The following is an 18,001-nucleotide window of genomic DNA, read 5'->3' as shown; positions in this document are numbered from 1 at the left end:
GCCGCGGCCGCCAGCGCCGTCCGGGCCGCGACTGCACGAGTCTCCGCCGCGGCGTTCGCCGCCGCCGCGCGCCACGGTGCCGCCGTCGCAACGGCCCAGTCTCGCCTGGGCGCGGCACGGACCGCCCTGGGCAAGGCGAACCTCGCCTACGCCACGGCCAACGCCGACTACGAGGCCGCCGTCAGCCGGGCCGACCTCGTGCGCGCGCTGAGGGAGAAGGCCGGCGTCACCGCCGACGCCTCCCGCCGGATGCTTGCAATGCTCGTCCGGGGCCTGATGCAGCAATCCGGCACCGCCACCGTCGACGTGCTGCTCGATGACAAGGCCGGCAGCGACCTCCTGTTCCAGCTCGGCACGCTCGACACTCTGTCCAGGCTGACCGCCAACCTCGACGAGGTGCGCGCGAGGGTCGCCGCGGACACCGAACGTGAGCAGGCGCTCGAGACCCAGGATGCCGCGGCGCAGTCAGTGACGGCCGCGGTCCCGGTCGCCGACGCCCTCGCGGCGGTCGCGACGGCGCAGGCAGACATCGACGCGGCATCCGCCGACCTCGCCGCACTCGCCCTGTCGGCTCCGGCCGCCACCGTGGTGAGCGAGCTGAGGCCGCTTCCGGCCATTCCACCGGTCGCGGACACCGGGCGTCTCAGCGAACAGGGCTGGGCCAGACCCGCCGCCGGGCGCATCACCGATTCGTTCGGACCCCGCCTCGTGCACCCGGTCGCCGGGGTCGGTGACTTCCACCGCGGCACCGACATCGGGGCCGGCTGCGACGCGGCGATCTACGCGGCAACCGACGGAGTGGTCGAAGCCGCCGGTGCCCTGGGCACCTACGGCAACTGGATCCTGATCGACCACGGCAACGGTATCGAGACCGGCTACGCCCACATCGCCGCCGGGGAGACGCTCGTCAGCGTGGGTGAGCAAGTGCTCGCCGGCCAGGTGATCGCCGGGGTCGGCAGCACCGGCGCCGCCACCGGCTGCCACCTGCACTTCGAGGTCAGGATCGACGGGACGGCCGTCGACGCCGCCCCGTTCCTGGCCCAACGCGGCGTGAACCTCGGCAACTGAGCGGATGCATCCACTCACGCCAACGCACGTAATTCTTGCCAGCGAATGACATCCGTGTTTTACTGGATGGCACAGTCAAGGCAAGGGAGCAGCATGGCCGAGTCGTCCACCCGCACCGTGGAGCGCGCGCTCGACCTGCTCGCCGTGATCTGCGACGGTGACGGGCTGACCCTCTCGGAGAGTTCCCGCGCCGTCGACCTCTCCCCCAGCACAGCCCTGCGCCTGCTGCGCACCCTCGAAACCCGCGGCTTCGTGCGCCGCGGGGACGACGGCAGCTACCGCCCAGGCAGCCGGATCATCCAGCTCGGGGCCCAGTCCCTGAGCGGCGAATCCCTGGTGACCCTGTCCAGGCGCGCCATGGAGGACCTCGTCGCCGAGACCGGCGAATCGGCCTACCTGAGCACCCCCGGCCACGACCACTGCAGCCTCTACATCGCCATCGTCGAGGGCACCCACTCCGTGCGCCACGCCAACTGGGTCGGCCGCACGGTGCCGCTCGAACGGTCGGCGGCCGGCCAGGTGCTCACCGGCCATACCCCGCCGGCAGGCTACGTCGTGGTCGAGCGGGGCGTCGAAGCGGATGTCACGGCCATCGCCGCCCCGATTCGCTCCGAGCATCGGGTCGTGGCGGCCCTGAGCCTGGTCATCCCGAGCTACCGGGTCAACCCCGCCGACGTCGCCCGGTACGGCCCCCTGCTCGTGCGCGCCGCCGACACGGTGTCCGCCGGACTCGGCAAGACCGTCCCGGCCGCTGCCGAACCTGTCTGACCCCCCTACCCTCCGAGCACCCAGACCTTCGCCCATCCAGAACCGCCACGAGCCAGAGGAACCGCCCATGTCCGAATCCCGTCCCGTCCGCGCCGCGCGTGGCACCACTCTCACCGCCAGGAGCTGGCAAACCGAGGGTCCTCTCCGGATGCTCATGAACAACCTCGACCCCGAGGTCGCCGAGCACCCGGAAAACCTCGTCGTCTACGGCGGCACGGGCAAGGCCGCCCGCAACTGGGAGGCGTACGACGCGATCGTGCGCACGCTGACGACCCTGGAAAAGGACGAGACCCTGCTGGTGCAGTCCGGCAAGCCGGTCGGCGTCTTCCGCACCAACGAGTGGGCGCCGCGGGTGCTCATCGCCAACTCCAACCTCGTCGGCGACTGGGCGACCTGGCCGGAGTTCCGCCGGCTCGAGGCCCTCGGCCTGACCATGTACGGCCAGATGACGGCCGGTTCCTGGATCTACATCGGCACCCAGGGCATCCTGCAGGGCACCTATGAGACCTTCGCCGCCGTCGCCGCCAAAATCGCCGCCCGTCGGGGCGGGCTTGACGAGCACGGTGGCGGCACCCTGGCCGGCACCCTGACCCTCACCGGCGGGGCCGGCGGGATGGGCGGCGCGCAGCCGCTCGCCGTCACCATGAACGACGGCGTCGTGCTCATCGTCGACGTCGACGAGACCCGGCTTCAGCGCCGGGTCGACCACGGCTACCTCGACGAGCTCACGACCGACCTCGACGATGCCATCGCCCGTGTGCTCGCGGCGAAGGCCGAGAAGCGGCCACTCTCCGTGGGCCTCGTCGGCAACGCCGCGACCGTGTTCGCCGAGCTGCTCGCCCGCAAGGTTCCGATCGACATCGTCACCGACCAGACCAGCGCCCACGACCCGCTCGCGTACCTGCCGGAGGGCGTCACCGTGGCCGAGTGGCACGCCTACGCCGCCGCGAAGCCGGAGGAGTTCACCGAGCGCGCCCGCGCCGCAATGAACAAGCAGGTCACGGCGATGGTCGGGTTCCAGGATGCCGGCGCCGAGGTCTTCGACTACGGCAACTCGATCAGGGCCGAGGCTCAGCTGGGCGGCTGCGAGCGGGCGTTCGAGTTCCCCGGATTCGTGCCCGCCTACATCCGCCCGCTCTTCGCCGAGGGCAAGGGGCCGTTCCGCTGGGTGGCTCTCTCCGGCGACCCGGCCGACATCGCGGCCACCGACAAGGCCATCCTCGAGTTGTTCCCGGAGGACGAGCACCTGCGCCGGTGGATCACCAAGGCCCAGGACCTGGTGCACTTCGAGGGTCTGCCGGCCCGGATCTGCTGGCTCGGCTACCAGGAACGCCACCTGGCCGGCCGGAGGTTCAACGAGATGGTCGCCTCCGGCGAGCTGTCGGCCCCGATCGTGATCGGCCGCGACCACCTCGACTCCGGCTCGGTCGCCTCGCCCTACCGGGAGACCGAGGCGATGAAAGACGGCTCGGACGCGATCGCCGACTGGCCGCTGCTGAACGCCCTGCTGAACACCGCCTCGGGCGCCACCTGGGTGTCGATCCACCACGGCGGCGGCGTCGGGATCGGCCGCAGCATCCACGCCGGCCAGGTCATCGTCGCCGACGGCACGCCGCTCGCCGCCGAGAAGATCGAACGGGTGCTCACCAACGACCCCGGCACCGGGGTCATGCGGCACGTCGACGCCGGCTATGAGCGCGCCGAAGAGGTGGCACGCGAGCGCGGCCTGCGGGTGCCGATGTGGGAGTCGGAGTGAACCGGGTGTGCGGCGTGAGCATGGCGCGGCCGTGACCGCGCTGCTCGCGCACGGGATGCTGGCCGGCCTCGACGAGATCGCGGGCACCGGCCGGGATGCCCGCCGCGGCGGGTACTCCCGCCACCTCTGGCAGGGTGCGGACCTCGAGCTCCGGGCGTGGTTCACCGAACGCGCCGAGCGCCTCGGCCTCATGGTCGCGACCGACCGCAACGGCAACCTCTGGGCCTGGTGGGGTGAGCCGGGGCCCGGAGCCGTCGTCACCGGCAGCCACCTGGACTCCGTGCCCGGCGGCGGCGCCTACGACGGCCCCCTCGGGGTCGTCTCAGCGTTCGAAGCGATCGGGCGGCTGCAGGCATCCGGGTTCGTGCCGTCGCGGCCGGTTGCCGTGCTCGTCTTCGCCGAGGAGGAGGGCTCCCGGTTCGGGATCGCCTGCCTCGGCTCCCGGCTGATGACCGGCGGCATCGACGCCGACCGGGCCAGGGCCCTGGTCGACCCGGATGGCGTGACGCTCGCCGAGGCCGCCGTCCGTGCGGGCGTCGACCCGGAACGCCTCGGCGCCGACCGGGAGGCCCTCGGCCGGATCGGCTTGTTCATCGAGCTGCACGTCGAGCAGGGTCGAGGCCTGATCGACCTGGGCCGGCCCGTCGCCGTGGCCTCGTCCATTCTCGCCCACGGCCGTTGGCGCCTCACCGTGACCGGCCAGGGCAATCATGCCGGCGCGACCCTGATGCCCGGGCGCCGCGACCCGATGGTCGCCGCCGCCCGCGCGGTCGTCGCCGTGCACGAGGCCTCGTCGGCGATCCCGGGCGCCCGGGCGACCGTCGGCCGCCTCGAGGTCGTGCCGGGCGGCACGAACGTGATCGCCTCCACGGTGCACGCCTGGCTCGACGCCCGGTGCGAGACCGACGCCGGAACTCGCGCGCTCGTCGCGGCGATCACGGCCCGGGTCGAGGAGGCTGTGGGGCTGAACGGATGCTCCGTGAGCGTCACCGAGGAGTCCTGGACCGGCACGGTGACCTTCGACCACGGTCTCCGCGAATGTTTCGGCCGGGAGCTCGGCGGGGTCCCGTTCCTTCCCACCGGGGCGGGCCACGACGCCGGTGTTCTCGCCGCGAGCGTGCCGAGCGCCATGCTCTTCGTGCGCAACCCGACCGGCATCTCGCACTCCCCGGAGGAATTCGCCGAGGCGGACGACTGCGTGGCCGGGATCGACGCCCTGGAGACGCTGCTGAGGTCACTGCTGTGACCGGCGCGACTTGGCAGGGAACTGCGGCCGGGTCTCGACAAGCTCGACCACCGGCGGAGGGGTCTCGACAAGCTCGACCACCGGTGATTGAGCCAACCCCGGTGATTGAGCCCACCCCGGTGATTGAGCCTGTCGAAATCAGCTCGACCACCGGGTCTCGACAAGCTCGACCACCGGTGATTGAGCCCACCCCGGTGATTGAGCCTGTCGAAATCAGCTCGACCACCGGGTCTCGACAAGCTCGACCACCGACCGCGTACTGGTGCGAGACGCTGCTGATCGACGGGGTGCCCACGCCCGGCGTGCGCCTCGAGGTCGGCGCGAACGGCCGCATCGCGCGGGTGACGCCGCGGTCCGAGCCGCTGCCGGGCGACGTGAGGCTCGGAACCGTGCTGCCCGGAATGGCCAACGCCCACTCGCACGCGTTCCACCGGGCACTGCGCGGCCGCACGCACTCCGGCGGCGGCGACTTCTGGCAGTGGCGCGAGGCGATGTATCTGGTGGCCGGCCGCCTCGACCCCGACCACTACTTCGAGCTGGCCCGCGCGGTCTTCGCCGAAATGCTGGTCAGCGGCTTCACCGCGGTCGGCGAGTTCCACTACCTGCACCACCGGCCGGACGGCAGCCGGTACCCGACACAACACGCCATGGAGCTCGCGCTGGCGGACGCGGCGCGGTCGGTCGGCATCCGTCTGGTGCTGCTCGACACGCTCTACCTGGCCGGCGGCATCGGGGCGCCGCTCGAGCCGGGCCAGCGCGCGTTCGGCGACGGCTCGGCGGCCGGCTGGCTGTCCCGCTGGCGCTCGCTGGCTGAGGCGCTCGCCACGGGCGCGGAAATCGATGGGGCTGCGGGCACCGGCACGGATGCCCTGGTGAGCCTGGGCGCCGCAATCCACTCCGTGCGCGCCGTGCCACCCGAAGCGATGCGGGAGGTGCTCGCGGGTCTGCCCGGCACCGTGCCGCTGCACATCCACCTCTCCGAACAGCCGCAGGAGAACGCCGACTGCCTCGCCGCGTACGGCCGGACGCCGACCGGGCTGCTGCACGCACTCGGCGCCCTGTCGCCCCGGCTCAGCGTCGTGCACGCCACCCACCTCACCGACGAGGACATCGCCCGGCTCGGGTCCGCAGCGGCCACCGTCGTAATGTGCCCGACCACCGAGGCCGACCTCGGCGACGGCATCGGCCCGGCCCGGCGCCTGGCCGACGCGGGCGCCCGGATCGCGCTCGGCTCCGACCAGAACGCGGTCGTCGACCCGCTGCTCGAGCTGCGCGGGCTCGAGGCCGGCGAACGGCTCGCCTCGGGCAGGCGCGGCCGGTTCGACCCGGCCGAGCTGCTCGCCGCCGCCACGGCCAACGGCTACACCGCTCTCGGGCTCGGCGACCAGCGGCTCCGGCCGGGCGACCTCTGCGACCTCGTCGAGGTGTCGACGAGCAGTGTGCGCACCGCGGGATCGGCGCCGGCCCAGTTGCCGCTCGCGGCCACGGCCTCCGACGTGCTGCGGGTGATCGTGCACGGGGTCGTCGTCGCCGACTCCGGCCGGCTCGTTTCCGGCGCGGACCGCGGCGCCGGGGATGACACCGCCCGCACGGGCCTCGACCCGCGACCGGAGGTCCTGCTCCGCGACGCCCTGGCGGCGCTCGACCCGCCGGCGCTGGCCCCGGCGGCGCTCGACCCGGCGAGGCAGGCCCAGACCACCAGCACAGGAGACCCCGCATGACGACCGAACTGATCACCGGCATCCGTGAGCTCACCAGCCAGGCCGACGACGGGGTGCGCCTGCGGGATGCCGCGCTCGTGATCGAGCACGGCAGGATCGCCTGGCTCGGACCGTCCGCGGAGGCACCCGCGGCCGACACTCGCACGGATGTCGGCGGTCGCGCCGTGCTGCCCGGCTGGGTCGACACGCACACCCACCTCGTCTTCGCGGGCGACCGGGCCGCGGAGTTCGAGGCCCGGATGGCCGGGCAGCGCTACGCGGCCGGCGGCATCAACACCACTGTGGCCGCGACCAGGGCGGCGAGCGAGGAGCAGCTCGTCGCGGGTGCCGCCCGGCTGCGACGGGAGGCCGAGGACCAGGGCACCACGTTCCTCGAGACGAAGACCGGCTACGGCCTCGACCTGGCGAGCGAGGTCCGGTCGGCGCGCGCCGCGGCATCCGTGGCGGACCTGGTCACGTTCCTCGGCGCCCACCTCGTTCCCGAGGGGATGGACCGCCGCGACTACCTCGACCTGGTCACCGGGCCGATGCTCGCCGCCGTGGCCCCGCACGCCGACTACATCGACGCGTTCTGCGAGGTCGGCGCGTTCGACGTGGAGGAGAGCCGCGAGGTGCTGCTCGCCGGCCGCGCGGCGGGCCTCGGCGTGCGCGTGCACGGCAACCAGCTCGGCTTCAGCGGTGGGGTGCGGCTCGCGGTGGAGCTCGGCGCCGCCAGCGTCGACCACTGCAACCACCTGGACGACCGTGACATCGAGGCTCTCGCGGGCGGGGCGACCGTGGCGACGCTGCTGCCGGCCTGCGACCTGTCCACCCGGGAGCCGTTCCCGCCGGCCCGGCGACTGCTCGACGCGGGGGCGAGGATCGCCCTGGCCACCAACTGCAACCCGGGCACCTCCTACACGACGTCGATGCCGTTCTGTGTGGCGACGGCCGTGCTGCAGCTGGGGCTGACCATCGACGAGGCCGTCTGGGCGGCGACCCGCGGCGGCGCGGCGGCGGTCGGCCGCGAGCACGGAGTCGACGCGGTCGGGTCGCTGCGGGTGGGCGGGTGGGCCGACCTGCAGGTGCTCGACGCGCCATCCGTCGCCCATCTCGCCTACCGCCCGGGGGTACCGCTCACCGCCGCCGTCTGGCGTCGGGGCGTACGGAGCCGGCACGGCGGGCTGGACGCCTCGGGCGGGCTCGATGCCTGACGGCGACCGACTGAGCCCCACCGGCTGAGCCCCGCCGACGGTTCCTCCCCGCCTTGTTCATAACTCCTGCAATCCGGTCGGCGATTGATCCTTGGTCCCGGAATTCCGCGGATGTTCGGCTCAAGCCGTACAGATTGCAGGAGTTATGCACGGAGGCGGCCCCGGACATCCGCTCTCACGGTGGCATTCGTGACGAGCCCCTCGGCACGGAGAGGTACCGGGAGATGGTTCCGTCACCGCCGTGATCAATCTCCCCTCCCGGGCCGTGATGGAGCGACTGGGGATGACCCAGGTCGACGAGTTCGAGCACCCGCGGGTCGCGCGCGGCTCGCCCCTGAGACCCCACGTGCGGTACCGGATGCAGCCAGATCACGCCTCGGTGCGGTGATTTCGACAGGCTCAATCACCGACGAGCAGGCTCAATCACCGGAGGTCGAGCCCGTCGAGACCCGGTGACAGGGCCCCTCACCGGGGCGTGGCCGCCCCCCTCGGTCGCCTGATCACGCAGATAGCCGGCGAATCCCCCCGGAGTGCGCCCGGTGAGTCGCCCGGAGGTCAGCACGGGGATGAGCTCGGTGCGAATCTCGCTCACCCTGAGACCGCGCAGGGCAGAGACCAACCTCACGTCCTCATGCCCGTCGACGAGAGCGAATTCTCCGGCCTGAAGGTAGCGGTCGGCGCGCACTCCGAGGTTCGCGCCATGCACATGGGCGTGCCCCTCGACCAGCCGGTGCTGGGCGTCCCACCGTTCCCTGCCTCCGTCGGACAGCCCATCGTCGGGAACCACGGTCCCCAGCACGAGGTCGACGGAGTTGCGGGCGAAGGCGAGCTGCACGGTCAGCCAGTTCGGCGGTACGGCGGAGTCGGCATCCGTCGTCGCGATCCACGTCGTCGAAGTGAAAAGGTTCGACGTCGGCAGCAGGTGCCGCACCCCGGCGCGGCGGGCAACGCCGACGGCCCCACCCGTCGTGCTGATGCTCCCGAACGCCGGCCAGTCCGCGGCGACCTCGGCCGTGCCGTCGCTGCACCGGTCGAGCACGACCACGACGTCGATGACGGGCGGCGACTGGCCGGCCACGCCGCCGACCTCCCCGACAGCCACGGTCAACGCGGCCAGGCATCGCGGCAGGAGCTCCTCCTCATTGCGGGCCGGGACCACGACCACGACATTGTCGACCGAGCCGCGGTCGGTCACGGCACCAGGCCTTCGTGTTGCGCGACAGAGCGAGCCGGCGCGGCTTCGAACACCTCGAGCAGGAAGTCGCGTTCCCGATGCTCCACCGTGCGCTCGAACCCCGCCAGCCTGCCGAGTTCTGCGTGCACCTGATCGCCGGTCAACGGATACGCCGGCACCGGATGCCTCCAGTGGCAGGCAACGATCACACCACCGGGAGCAAGGCTGCCGCGGCATCGCCGGAGCACCTCGCGCAGCTCCACCGCAGAGAAGTAGTAGCCGACCTCGGAGAACACGATCAGGTCGAAGGTGCCCTCCGGCCACTCGGCGGGCAGGGTGAGCCGTGCGAAGGTTACGCTGGGGCGAGCGGCCAGCCGGGCGCGGGCAACCGAGAGCGGCTGCTCCGCGATATCGACCGCGGTGACGGTGTCGCACCGGTCGGCCAGGCCGGCCGTGAGCACGCCGATCGAGCAGCCCAGTTCCAGTGCGGCCCGGAAACGTCGGCGAGGCAGGGCCGCCAGGGTCAGGGATCGCTTGCGCTCCTCGTACCACCGGGTCTCGAACCCCCAGGGGTCACGGGTCCCGGCGTAGAACTCGTCAAAGAAGGCCCCGGCCAGGCTCGGTCCGTCGATCGGGTCCAGCTGGTGATCAACCTCGTTCTCCGTCTCGGTCTCCGTCTCCGATCCGATGAAGGCCTCGATGAAGGTCTCGTACCCGCGGTCGAAGTGCGCAGCGAAGCCCGCCGGGATGATCGGTTCGTCGCCGGGCAGTCCGGAGAGCTGCTGCACCTGGCTGCGGTGCAGGGCCATCGCCCGGGTCTTGCGCAGTCGGTCTTCAGCTGCGAGGTCAAGGGTCCGAATCACGCCCTCCGACCAGACCTGGTCCCCGGGTGTGGACCAGTGCCAGGCCCAGATCGGGTATTCGAAGAGGCTGACACCCCGGTCGCGGGCAGCGTGGCGGGCAGCCTCCGCGGCAGCCGCGTGGTCCGGATGACCGTCCAGCCTCCAGGGGGCCACCAGCCAGGTTCCCGGCCCGCCGGCACCGATCTCCGCGGAAATCGCGCGGGACGCCTCCTCCCGATGCCCGGCGAGCGACCCGTCGGGGAGGTCGAGCAGGCGCACCAGCGCCGCGGGCGCCAGCACGGCGACGGCGGCCGCCACCTCGACCCGGCGCACTGCCGCGAGCCGCGCGGGGTCGTGCGTGCTGGATCCGGGATGGGACGCCTCACCATTGGTGAGCACCACGACAGTCACCGGAACTCCGGCCTGCCCGGCCCGGGCGATCAGCCCGCCGGCGCCGAGTGTCTCGTCGTCGGGGTGGGCGGCGACCACGACGAGCCGGCGCAAGTCGTCGACGCGCAGTGCCCGCACCGATGGGTCCGGCAGGAGCGGGGCGGATCCTGGCGACACCGAGCGGGCGGATGCTCGTTCCCCCGCTCCGACGCGCCCTCGATGCGCCGCCGCCCACACGCTCTCGGCCGTGCCGGCATCCGTGTGGCTGAAGCTCACCACGGGGACACCCCGGCGCCCCGCAGCCGGCGGCCGAGCGCCGCGTCGTCCCGCTCGGCGTGGTGCTGGCGCACGTAGAGCTGCAGGTCGGAGACGCGCCCGGCGTGCCGGGCGTCGAAGGCGAGCGGTGCGGGGCCGAGCGCGTGGCCCGTGCGGGTGATCACCTCATCGACCGTGCGCGCGACCTGGCCTCGCACCCGCGCCGCGAGGAGTGCCCCCTGTTCGCCGACGGCGTCCCCGGCGTCGATTGCAGCCGCGGCGGCAGCCAGGGAGACCCCGGCCGCGGTCAGCGCGAGGTCGAGCGCGCCCAGGTGCGCGAGTGCGATCTGATCGGGCTCCCGCTCGAGCACGGACTCAAAGACCCGCCTGGCCAGGCCGACGGCGCCACCCCACCAGCAGGCCGCGACGCCGATCCCGCCCCAGGCGAAGCCCGGGCGGCGGAGGTACCAGCCGTCTCCCCCGACCGGCCGGGCCCGGACGCCCCGGAACTCGACCGGTCCGCTCGGCACGGCCGGGAGCCCTCGAGCCACCCACACGTCTGTGCGGGCGGTGATCCCGGGGTCGGTCAGGTCGACCACGAACAGCCGCCGGGTGGCGTCCGAGGTGCGCGCCGTGACGAGGGCGTGGCTGAGCGAGCCGGCGAGCGAGCACCACGGCTTCGTGCCGTCGAGCCGCCACCATTCGCCGCTGATCGCGCCGGCCGGTGTCGCGCCGGCCGGTGTCGCGTCGGCCGGTGTCGCGTCGGCCGGTGTCGCGTCGAGCCGAGCCCCCGCGCCTTCGGCGGCGAAGACGCCCCAGCTCGGTTCTGTGCCGCCACCCGCGACGAGCCCGGCCGGATCGGCGCCGGCCTGGTCCAGGATGGCGAGCGCGTCCAGGTGCGCCTCGGCCACCCGCGCCGCCGTGAGGTCTGCGGCGGCCAGGGAAGCCAGCGTTTCGAACAGCCGGAGCGTCTGCCCGGACCCCGGCAGGGGAACGGAGCCGCCGAGCGCGCGGGCAAGGTCCAGAGCCCGTTCGGCGGCTCCGTTCACGGCAAAGGCAGCCGTCGCGGCTCCGCGAAGACTTGGCTCCGCAGTCCGTTTCCCCGGCACGGTCAGCCAGACCGGCTCCGGGCTTTCGATCCGCGTCAAACCGACCTCCTGGTGTCGTGCCGACCGCGCCTGGGCTTGCTCGCCGGCGCGGTGAACTGAAGTCGTAGCTCCCGCGTCAGGCCTTGCCGGCCGGCTTGGTCGAGGCCTTGGCCGTTGGCTTGCGCGGGGTGCGGTTCTCGGCGCTCACCATCCAGGCGTACTGTTCCAGCTTCTCGATGAAGCCGTGCAGGATGTCGGCGCTCGTCGGGTCTTCCTCGTCGACCTTGTCGTGCACGGCACGGATGTTGTCGACGGTCGCGCCCAGGCGGTCGGTGACCAGGCCGACGGTCTCGGTGGTGCCCACCTCTCCGGCCGGGAACTTGGGCAGGTGGGTGGTCGCGGTGACCGTCTCGCTGCGACCGTCGGGCAGGGCGTCGAGGGCGCGCATCCGTTCGGCCAGCTGATCGGAGAACAGCCGCGCGTCGTCGATGATCTCGTCCAGCTGCAGGTGCAGGTCGCGGAAGTTCTTGCCCACGACGCTCCAATGCGCCTGTTTGCCCTGCACGTGCAGCTCGATCAGGTCGACGAGGACGGATTGCAGGTTGGTGCCGAGTTTCGCTGATGCCTTCATGGTGCCTCTCTCTCACACGACGGAAACGCGTGTCGGCGGGTTGCCGACCGTCTGCGCCCGCTCGGATTCAGACAGCACTGTAGCAGGCCGACACGAGCAGCCGGGCGTCGAACTGCAGCCCGAATTCGCCCGCCAGGAGCGGGTGGACGACGCTGACGATCGCGATCGGCACCCCGAAGATGCGGGCGGCGAGCGCCGCGAGCCGGTCTAACACGCCGTCCGCGGATGCGGCGAGGGGTGTCACCCCGAAGGATGTCCCCTCGCCTGGTCCGCAGGGCCGGGTGTTACCGCTCGGTCATTCGACTGTCGCAAGGACGCTGCCCTGGGGGACTTCCGCCCCCTCCTCGACGAGAAGGGTGATCGTGCCCGCCGTTTCCGGGTAGATCTCGGCGTCAACCTTGTCCACGGCCACCTCGGCGACCAGAGTCCTCGTCGTCACTTCGTCACCGGATTCGACGAACCAGGTGACGAGGACACCTGTCGCGTCAGTGGCCTCCGACATCTTCGGAAAGATCACATCGCTCACGATGTGCCCCTGCCGGCCACGGCGTCGCGAACAGCTGCCTCGATGCGAGCAGGCGTCGGCAGGACCCCGTATTCGAGTTGGCTGGCATATGGCAGCGGCACGTCTGGCACACACACCCGTGAGACGTGCGTGAGCAGGCCGGGTTGACGTTCGACCACGGACGCGATCACCTCTCCGGAAACACCGAAGGATTGGTAGTCCTCGTCGACGACGATCAGACGGCCGGTCTTTGAAACGGAGGCCAGGATCGCGTCACGATCGAGCGGCACCAAGCTGCGCAGGTCGATGACCTCGACGCTGATGCCTTCCTGTTCGAGTTTCTCGGCGACGTCGAGTGAGTGGTGTACCGAGAGCGAGAGGGTGACGATCGTGACGTCGGTTCCCTCCCTGGCGACGCGGGCCTTACCGATCGGCACCTCATACGATTCCTCGGGCACGGCGTCGATGGACCGCTTGTTCTTCTTCATCCAACCGAGCCCCATCACGCCCTTGTGGAACATGAACACGACCGGGTCGTTCGAGCGGATGGCCGCCGTCATCAGGCCCTTGGCGTCGTAGGGGTTCGACGGCACGACGACCTTCATCCCGGGAAGGTGCGCGAAGGTGCCCCAGAGAGACTGCGAGTGCTGGGCGCCATCGGAGTAGCCGCCACCGACGGCCGTCATCAGCACCATCGGCACCTGCACGTTGCCGCCGGACTCATAGTGGATCTTGGCCATGTGGTTGTAGATCTGGTCCATGCAGACACCGAAGAAATCCGCGAACATGAGCTCCACGATGGGGCGCATGCCCTCGACTGCGGCACCGATTCCGGTGCCGATGAACGCGGTCTCGGAGATGGGGGTGTCGATGATGCGGTGTGGCCCGAATTCCTCGATCAAACCGGTGGTGGAGGAGAAGATACCGCCATACGGGCCGACATCCTCACCCATCACGAAGACGGAGTCATCGGCGCGCATCTGTTGGGCGATGGCCTCCTGAATGGCCTTGGCCGTCGACAGTTTGCGCTTGCCGGCGTCGGGTTCGATGGCCAGGACCTGGCCATCGAGGTCGTTGGCGGGCAGCGGGGTGTTCATGAGTGTGCTCCTTCGGAGAATACGTACTTCAATGCGTCGGCGGGGTCGGGGACCGGAGATCCCTTGGCGAAGTCGATCGCGTCTTCGACGCGCTCCACCGCGGAGGCCTGCATTGTCGCGTAGTCGTCGTCGGTTATCACGCCGCGAGCTACGAGCGCGTTCCGGTAGGTCGGCAGCGGATCGTGGCCCGGCACGCCTTCCAGGTCGGTGCGGTATCCCTGGGCGTCACCCTCGAAGTGGCCCCAGAGCCGGAGGGTGTGCACCTCGATCAGGGAAGGTCCTTCGCCGGCACGGGCACGAGCGATCGCTTCGCCGGCCGCGTCATACACACCCTCCACCGAGTTCTCCTCGACCCGGATGCCGGGCATCCCATAGGCGGCGCCGCGGACGGCGTTCGAGGTGACCGAGGTCGACTTCGCACGCGGCACCGAGATGCCCCAGTCGTTGTCTTCGATCACAAACACGACGGGCAGTTTCCAGAGCGCGGCGAGGTTGAGGGACTCATGGAAGGCACCCTGGTTGGCCGCCCCCTCCCCGGCCACTGCGATGGCCACCCGGTCGGTGCCGCGGCGCTGGAAGGCGAACGCCTGGCCCAGCGCGGGAGGGAGGCCCTCGGCGATGATGCCGGAGCACGAGAAGTGCGTCTCCGGATCGAACAGGTGCATGTGTCCGCCGCGACCGCGGCCGAGTCCGGTTTCGCGGCCGAAGATCTCCGCCGTCATTTCCCTCAGCCGCACGCCCTTGGCGATGGCCACATGATGCGGCCGGTGGGTGGCCGTCATCGCGTCGTCTGTGGTCAGGTGCAGGGCCAGCCCCGCCGCAACGGGCTCCTGCCCCGCGGACAGGTGCATCTCACCGGGAATCAGGCCGGCGCCAATGTCGAAACCGGGACTCTTGTCGGCGTGGTACTCCCTCAGGATCGCCTCCTCATAGGTGCGAATCAGGACCATCATTCTCAACATCTCCCGACGAGCGTCGTCGGTGAGTTCGGGATAGAGCGTCATTGCTTCTCCTCACGGTTGCGCACCTGCGGTGAAGCTGCTGCTCCATAGCATGGTGCCCTGAGGCCTACGCTACGTTCACGGGAACACCCGCTGACAGGGACAGATTTTCAGATGGTGAACTGACCGAATCGGTCGGCACCGAGTTGGACCGACAGCTTGCCGGCGAAGGTTTGCAGGCGCCGAACGATGGCCTCCGGATCGAGGGCTTTCAGATCAGAGGGCAGCGACACCGCAAGCGACGCGATAAGGCCCGGGGACCGCACCGGGACCGCAATGCAGGTAAAGCCGATGGCATACTCCTGGCGGTCGATAGCGGACTCCGGATGGTGATCCAGCTCCTCGAGCAGGGTGCGGCGGTTGCTGATGGTGTGCGAGGTGAGTTGTGCGAGCGGATGCCGGGACAAATAGTCCAGACGCCCGTCGGTATCGAGTTCGGTGAGGATTTGCTTGCCCAGCGCCGTCGCGTGGGCACTGTTGTTGATGCCGACCCACAGTTCGACTCGAGGGCTGGGCGCTGCATCCACGATGTCCACAATGTCGACTTCACCGTTGCTGAACCGGGACAGGTACGAGGTAGCACCGAGCTCGGCGGTAACCCGGCGGAGGGAACTGCGCACCCGGGCGAGGAACACCCCTTCATCATTCTCTGGACGGAGGCTGGGAAACCTGCCCCCGAGCACCAGTCCGTCCGGCTCCTGCCTGAGGTAACCCTCATGGATGAGCGTGCGCACGATGTTGTAGGTCGTGCCCAGGCTGAGGCCGGATTCCTGAGCCAGCGCCTTGACCAGCACCGGCCGTCGTGCGTTGGCGACCACGTCGATCAGATGGACGGCACGCTGGATCGAGGCGATGAGGGTTTGGTCGCGTTTGATTGTCATCGATGACTCCGCCTACAGGATACTCACGTTCACGTGGCCCCGGCCGGGAGCTTGGTCGGGTCGTCGCGGTGACCGTCACACTGCTCGCGCTGTCCCCGCAAGGTTCGACGACGGCGGCGGCAGCTTCTACCCTGCCGGACTGGACCAACCCACGCCGGGTGGCCACGCCCGACCCGATCGACGGGTTGTCGTCCAGACGATATGAGGGTGTCCGCTCGGCTGTCCATCCGCCCCGGGTCCCCGCCGAACCACCTGCCCGTGGCTAACTCCTGCAATTCGCGCCAGAATGCGCGATTTCGGCCGTTTTCGGAGCGAGTTCACCGAAATTGCAGGAGTTAGCCACGTCCGCGCGCGGCCACGACGACAGCGGGGCCATCACGACCTCGGGCGAGGCTGCCGAGGATGGCGACGAAGATGACGGTGATGACGACGGTGATCAGCGCGGTCAGGGCCCGGTGCTTCCTGCTCACAACGGCGAGGGCATGCACCCGCCCAGCACCTCCTTGCACGGAGTGCAGAATCCGTGCCGAACCGCGACCCGGGGTGTCGGCAACGGCGGGCCGCGCGTATTCTCTGCGGCACAAGCCCCACCACATCCCATTGATCCAACAAGGAGAAACCATGTCCGTTGCACGCGTAACCACCCTGAGCATCCGGTCAGACACGTCGTTCGAAGACGCGATCGCCTCCGGCATCGCCCGCGCGAACAAGACCCTGCGCGGCGTCTCCGGCGCCTGGGTGAAGGAGCAGAAGGTGGAGGTGTCCGACGGCGCGATCACCTCGTGGGAGGTCGTGATCGAGGTGACCTTCGTGCTCGAAGACTGAGCCGCTCGACGACTGAGCCGCCGCCGCGGATGCCGTTGGCGCCGGGTGCCCGAAGGCGTCAGACGACGTCGGCGAGGTACCCGGTGTCCGGCACCGGATGCCGCAACAGCGAATCCCAGGCCAGGCCGAGCGCGTCGACGGCCAGGTCCATCTCGTCGGTGCTGTAACAGAACGGAATCCGCAGGAACCGTTCGAACGCCCCGTCGAGACCGAACCGCGGGCCGGCCGGCACGAGGAGGCCGTGATTGCGCGCGGCGAGCGCGAGCTGGGAGCTCACCGGCAGCCCGAGGTTGACCCAGGCCGTGATGCCGCCGTCGACATGCGGCACCTGCCAGTCGGGGAACCGTGCGGCGAGCAGCCGCTCCAGATGGTCGCGACCGACCCGGAGCTCGGTGCGGCGCCCCTCGAGAATCGCGGGCATCTCGGCGAGGAGCCGCACCACGATCAGCTGCTCGAGGATGGGCGTGCCGAGGTCGTTCGCTGAGCGCGCGGCGACGAGCCGGCGGATCAGCGGCCGTTCGGCGCGGATCCAGCCCACCCGCAGCCCACCCCAGACCGTCTTGCCGACCGAACCGATGGCGACGACGTCGCCCGGCTGCCCCGGCTCGGCGTAGGCGGGGAACGGCGCGAACTCGCCTGCCCGGTCGATGTCGAGCTCGGCGATCGTCTCGTCGACGACGAGCACCGTGCCCTGGCGGGCCGCGGCGGCCAGCACGCGCTCCCGCTGCCCGACCGGCATGGTGCGGCCGGTCGGGTTGTGGAAGTCCGGCATCAGATAGCCCAGGACGGGGTTGCTGCGGCGGAGGGTCTGCACGAGCGCGGTCTCGTCCCAGCCGGCCGTGGCCGGGTCCTCGCCGGGCACAGCTGCCGACACGCTGACCGGCACGAGCCGGGCGCCGGCGGCGGTCAGCGCCTCGTAGGCGTGCGGGTAGGTGGGCATCTCGATCAGCACCCGGTCGCCCCGGCCGACCAGCACCCTGGCGAGCAGCGCGATCGCGTGCTGGGCCCCGATCGTTACCATGATCTGCTCCGGGTCGGTGGCCAGCCCGCGCGCCCGGTACCGGTCGGCGATCGCGGCGCGCAGCTCCGGGATTCCCACCGGGTCGAAGCCGGAGCCGCCGAGGTGGCCGGGCAGGTCGCCCACCGCGGCCTGGGCGGCATCCGGCAGGCCGGCGAGCGCCGGCATGGTGGCCTTGCTGAAATCGAGGATGCCGCCGGCGGCGGGCCCGACGTGCGCCGCAGGGACCCCGGGCAGCCGGGCAACGCTCCCGGAGCCGCGCACGCTGACCAGGAAGCCCGCGTCGCGGAGCCGACGGTAGGCCGCCGTGACGGTCGTGCGGCTGACCCCGAGCCGCGCACTCAGGTCACGTTCGGCGGGCAGACGGCTATCGGTGGGGATGCGCCCGTCCAGCGTGAGCAGCCGGATGCGGTCCGACAGCGCCCGGTAGGCGCTCCCGCCGTCACGCCACTCTCCCAGCCTCGCCTCGAGGGCCCGCGCACTCATCTGGTTCTCGAACATGAGGCCACTATAGGGAGATTGGCTACTTGATAACAGGCCAA

At 70.9% G+C, this 18,001-nt stretch carries 19 protein-coding genes; 8 read left to right on the top strand and 11 right to left on the bottom strand.

Going from position 1 to position 18,001, the window contains the following annotated elements; translation table 11 throughout:
* The 7 genes from E3T48_RS05225 to E3T48_RS05195 form a co-directional block, all read left to right on the top strand.
* Window positions 1–1,068 (top strand): M23 family metallopeptidase (locus tag E3T48_RS05225; RefSeq protein WP_134522769.1); only part of this gene is annotated, 1,068 nt, incomplete at its 5' end.
* A 93-nt stretch (window positions 1,069–1,161) separates the two neighbouring features.
* Window positions 1,162–1,836 carry an IclR family transcriptional regulator gene (locus tag E3T48_RS05220; protein ID WP_134522768.1) on the top strand — a complete coding sequence of 225 codons (675 nt, stop codon included), beginning with the start codon at window positions 1,162–1,164 and terminating at the stop codon, window positions 1,834–1,836.
* 67 nt (window positions 1,837–1,903) lie between these two features.
* Window positions 1,904–3,592 (top strand): urocanate hydratase, encoded by a 1,689-nt coding sequence (hutU, locus tag E3T48_RS05215; RefSeq protein WP_134522767.1) that lies wholly within the window; start codon window positions 1,904–1,906, stop codon window positions 3,590–3,592.
* Between the two features lie 31 nt (window positions 3,593–3,623).
* A complete protein-coding gene (locus tag E3T48_RS05210) occupies window positions 3,624–4,838 on the top strand; it encodes an allantoate amidohydrolase (RefSeq protein WP_478213389.1) in 1,215 nt (404 codons plus the stop codon).
* Window positions 4,839–5,032: 194 nt separating this feature from the next.
* Window positions 5,033–6,559 (top strand): formimidoylglutamate deiminase, encoded by a 1,527-nt coding sequence (locus E3T48_RS05205; protein ID WP_241986666.1) that lies wholly within the window; start codon window positions 5,033–5,035, stop codon window positions 6,557–6,559.
* Window positions 6,556–7,752 carry an imidazolonepropionase gene (hutI, locus tag E3T48_RS05200; RefSeq protein ID WP_134522766.1) on the top strand — a complete coding sequence of 399 codons (1,197 nt, stop codon included), beginning with the start codon at window positions 6,556–6,558 and terminating at the stop codon, window positions 7,750–7,752. The genes E3T48_RS05205 and hutI overlap by 4 nt, the downstream gene beginning before the upstream one ends.
* A gap of 241 nt (window positions 7,753–7,993) precedes the next feature.
* Complete coding sequence (locus E3T48_RS05195; RefSeq protein WP_134522765.1) at window positions 7,994–8,140, top strand: GNAT family N-acetyltransferase; 147 nt, start codon at window positions 7,994–7,996, stop codon at window positions 8,138–8,140.
* Window positions 8,141–8,155: 15 nt separating this feature from the next.
* Here E3T48_RS05195 and E3T48_RS05190 read toward each other — a convergent pair whose 3' ends face one another.
* From E3T48_RS05190 to E3T48_RS16650, 10 genes are all read right to left on the bottom strand, one after another.
* A complete protein-coding gene (locus tag E3T48_RS05190) occupies window positions 8,156–8,947 on the bottom strand; it encodes a glycosyltransferase family 2 protein (protein ID WP_134522764.1) in 792 nt (263 codons plus the stop codon).
* A complete protein-coding gene (locus E3T48_RS05185; protein WP_241986665.1) occupies window positions 8,944–10,434 on the bottom strand; it encodes a bifunctional PIG-L family deacetylase/class I SAM-dependent methyltransferase in 1,491 nt (496 codons plus the stop codon). The genes E3T48_RS05190 and E3T48_RS05185 overlap by 4 nt, the downstream gene beginning before the upstream one ends.
* Entirely contained in the window at window positions 10,431–11,561 is a 1,131-nt protein-coding gene (locus E3T48_RS16655) for an acyl-CoA dehydrogenase family protein (RefSeq protein ID WP_241986664.1), read from the bottom strand. The genes E3T48_RS05185 and E3T48_RS16655 overlap by 4 nt, the downstream gene beginning before the upstream one ends.
* A gap of 76 nt (window positions 11,562–11,637) precedes the next feature.
* On the bottom strand, window positions 11,638–12,132 hold the full coding sequence (locus E3T48_RS05170; protein ID WP_134522761.1) for a Dps family protein: 495 nt from the start codon (window positions 12,130–12,132) through the stop codon (window positions 11,638–11,640).
* Between the two features lie 67 nt (window positions 12,133–12,199).
* Entirely contained in the window at window positions 12,200–12,376 is a 177-nt protein-coding gene (locus E3T48_RS16945; RefSeq protein ID WP_174844133.1) for a hypothetical protein, read from the bottom strand.
* Window positions 12,377–12,427: 51 nt separating this feature from the next.
* On the bottom strand, window positions 12,428–12,658 hold the full coding sequence (locus E3T48_RS05160; protein ID WP_134522760.1) for a biotin/lipoyl-containing protein: 231 nt from the start codon (window positions 12,656–12,658) through the stop codon (window positions 12,428–12,430).
* A complete protein-coding gene (locus tag E3T48_RS05155) occupies window positions 12,655–13,734 on the bottom strand; it encodes an alpha-ketoacid dehydrogenase subunit beta (RefSeq protein ID WP_134522759.1) in 1,080 nt (359 codons plus the stop codon). The genes E3T48_RS05160 and E3T48_RS05155 overlap by 4 nt, the downstream gene beginning before the upstream one ends.
* Entirely contained in the window at window positions 13,731–14,738 is a 1,008-nt protein-coding gene (locus E3T48_RS05150; protein ID WP_134522758.1) for a thiamine pyrophosphate-dependent dehydrogenase E1 component subunit alpha, read from the bottom strand. The genes E3T48_RS05155 and E3T48_RS05150 overlap by 4 nt, the downstream gene beginning before the upstream one ends.
* Before the next feature lie 107 nt (window positions 14,739–14,845).
* Entirely contained in the window at window positions 14,846–15,616 is a 771-nt protein-coding gene (locus E3T48_RS05145; protein WP_134522757.1) for an IclR family transcriptional regulator, read from the bottom strand.
* A gap of 335 nt (window positions 15,617–15,951) precedes the next feature.
* A complete protein-coding gene (locus tag E3T48_RS16650) occupies window positions 15,952–16,104 on the bottom strand; it encodes a hypothetical protein (protein WP_166789642.1) in 153 nt (50 codons plus the stop codon).
* 133 nt (window positions 16,105–16,237) lie between these two features.
* Between E3T48_RS16650 and E3T48_RS05140 the strand changes: the two genes are divergently transcribed.
* Window positions 16,238–16,441, top strand: coding sequence for a dodecin family protein (locus E3T48_RS05140; protein ID WP_134522756.1), 204 nt, complete (start codon window positions 16,238–16,240; stop codon window positions 16,439–16,441).
* 58 nt (window positions 16,442–16,499) lie between these two features.
* Here E3T48_RS05140 and yczR read toward each other — a convergent pair whose 3' ends face one another.
* The gene (yczR, locus tag E3T48_RS05135; protein ID WP_134522755.1) at window positions 16,500–17,960 is read right to left on the bottom strand and encodes a MocR-like transcription factor YczR; all 1,461 of its coding nucleotides are present in this window, start codon (window positions 17,958–17,960) and stop codon (window positions 16,500–16,502) included.
* Window positions 17,961–18,001: the final 41 nt, after the last annotated feature.

Source organism: Cryobacterium fucosi, from assembly GCF_004403515.1.
Lineage (GTDB): Bacteria > Actinomycetota > Actinomycetes > Actinomycetales > Microbacteriaceae > Cryobacterium > Cryobacterium fucosi.
This window is presented reverse-complemented; position numbering and strand designations above follow the sequence as displayed.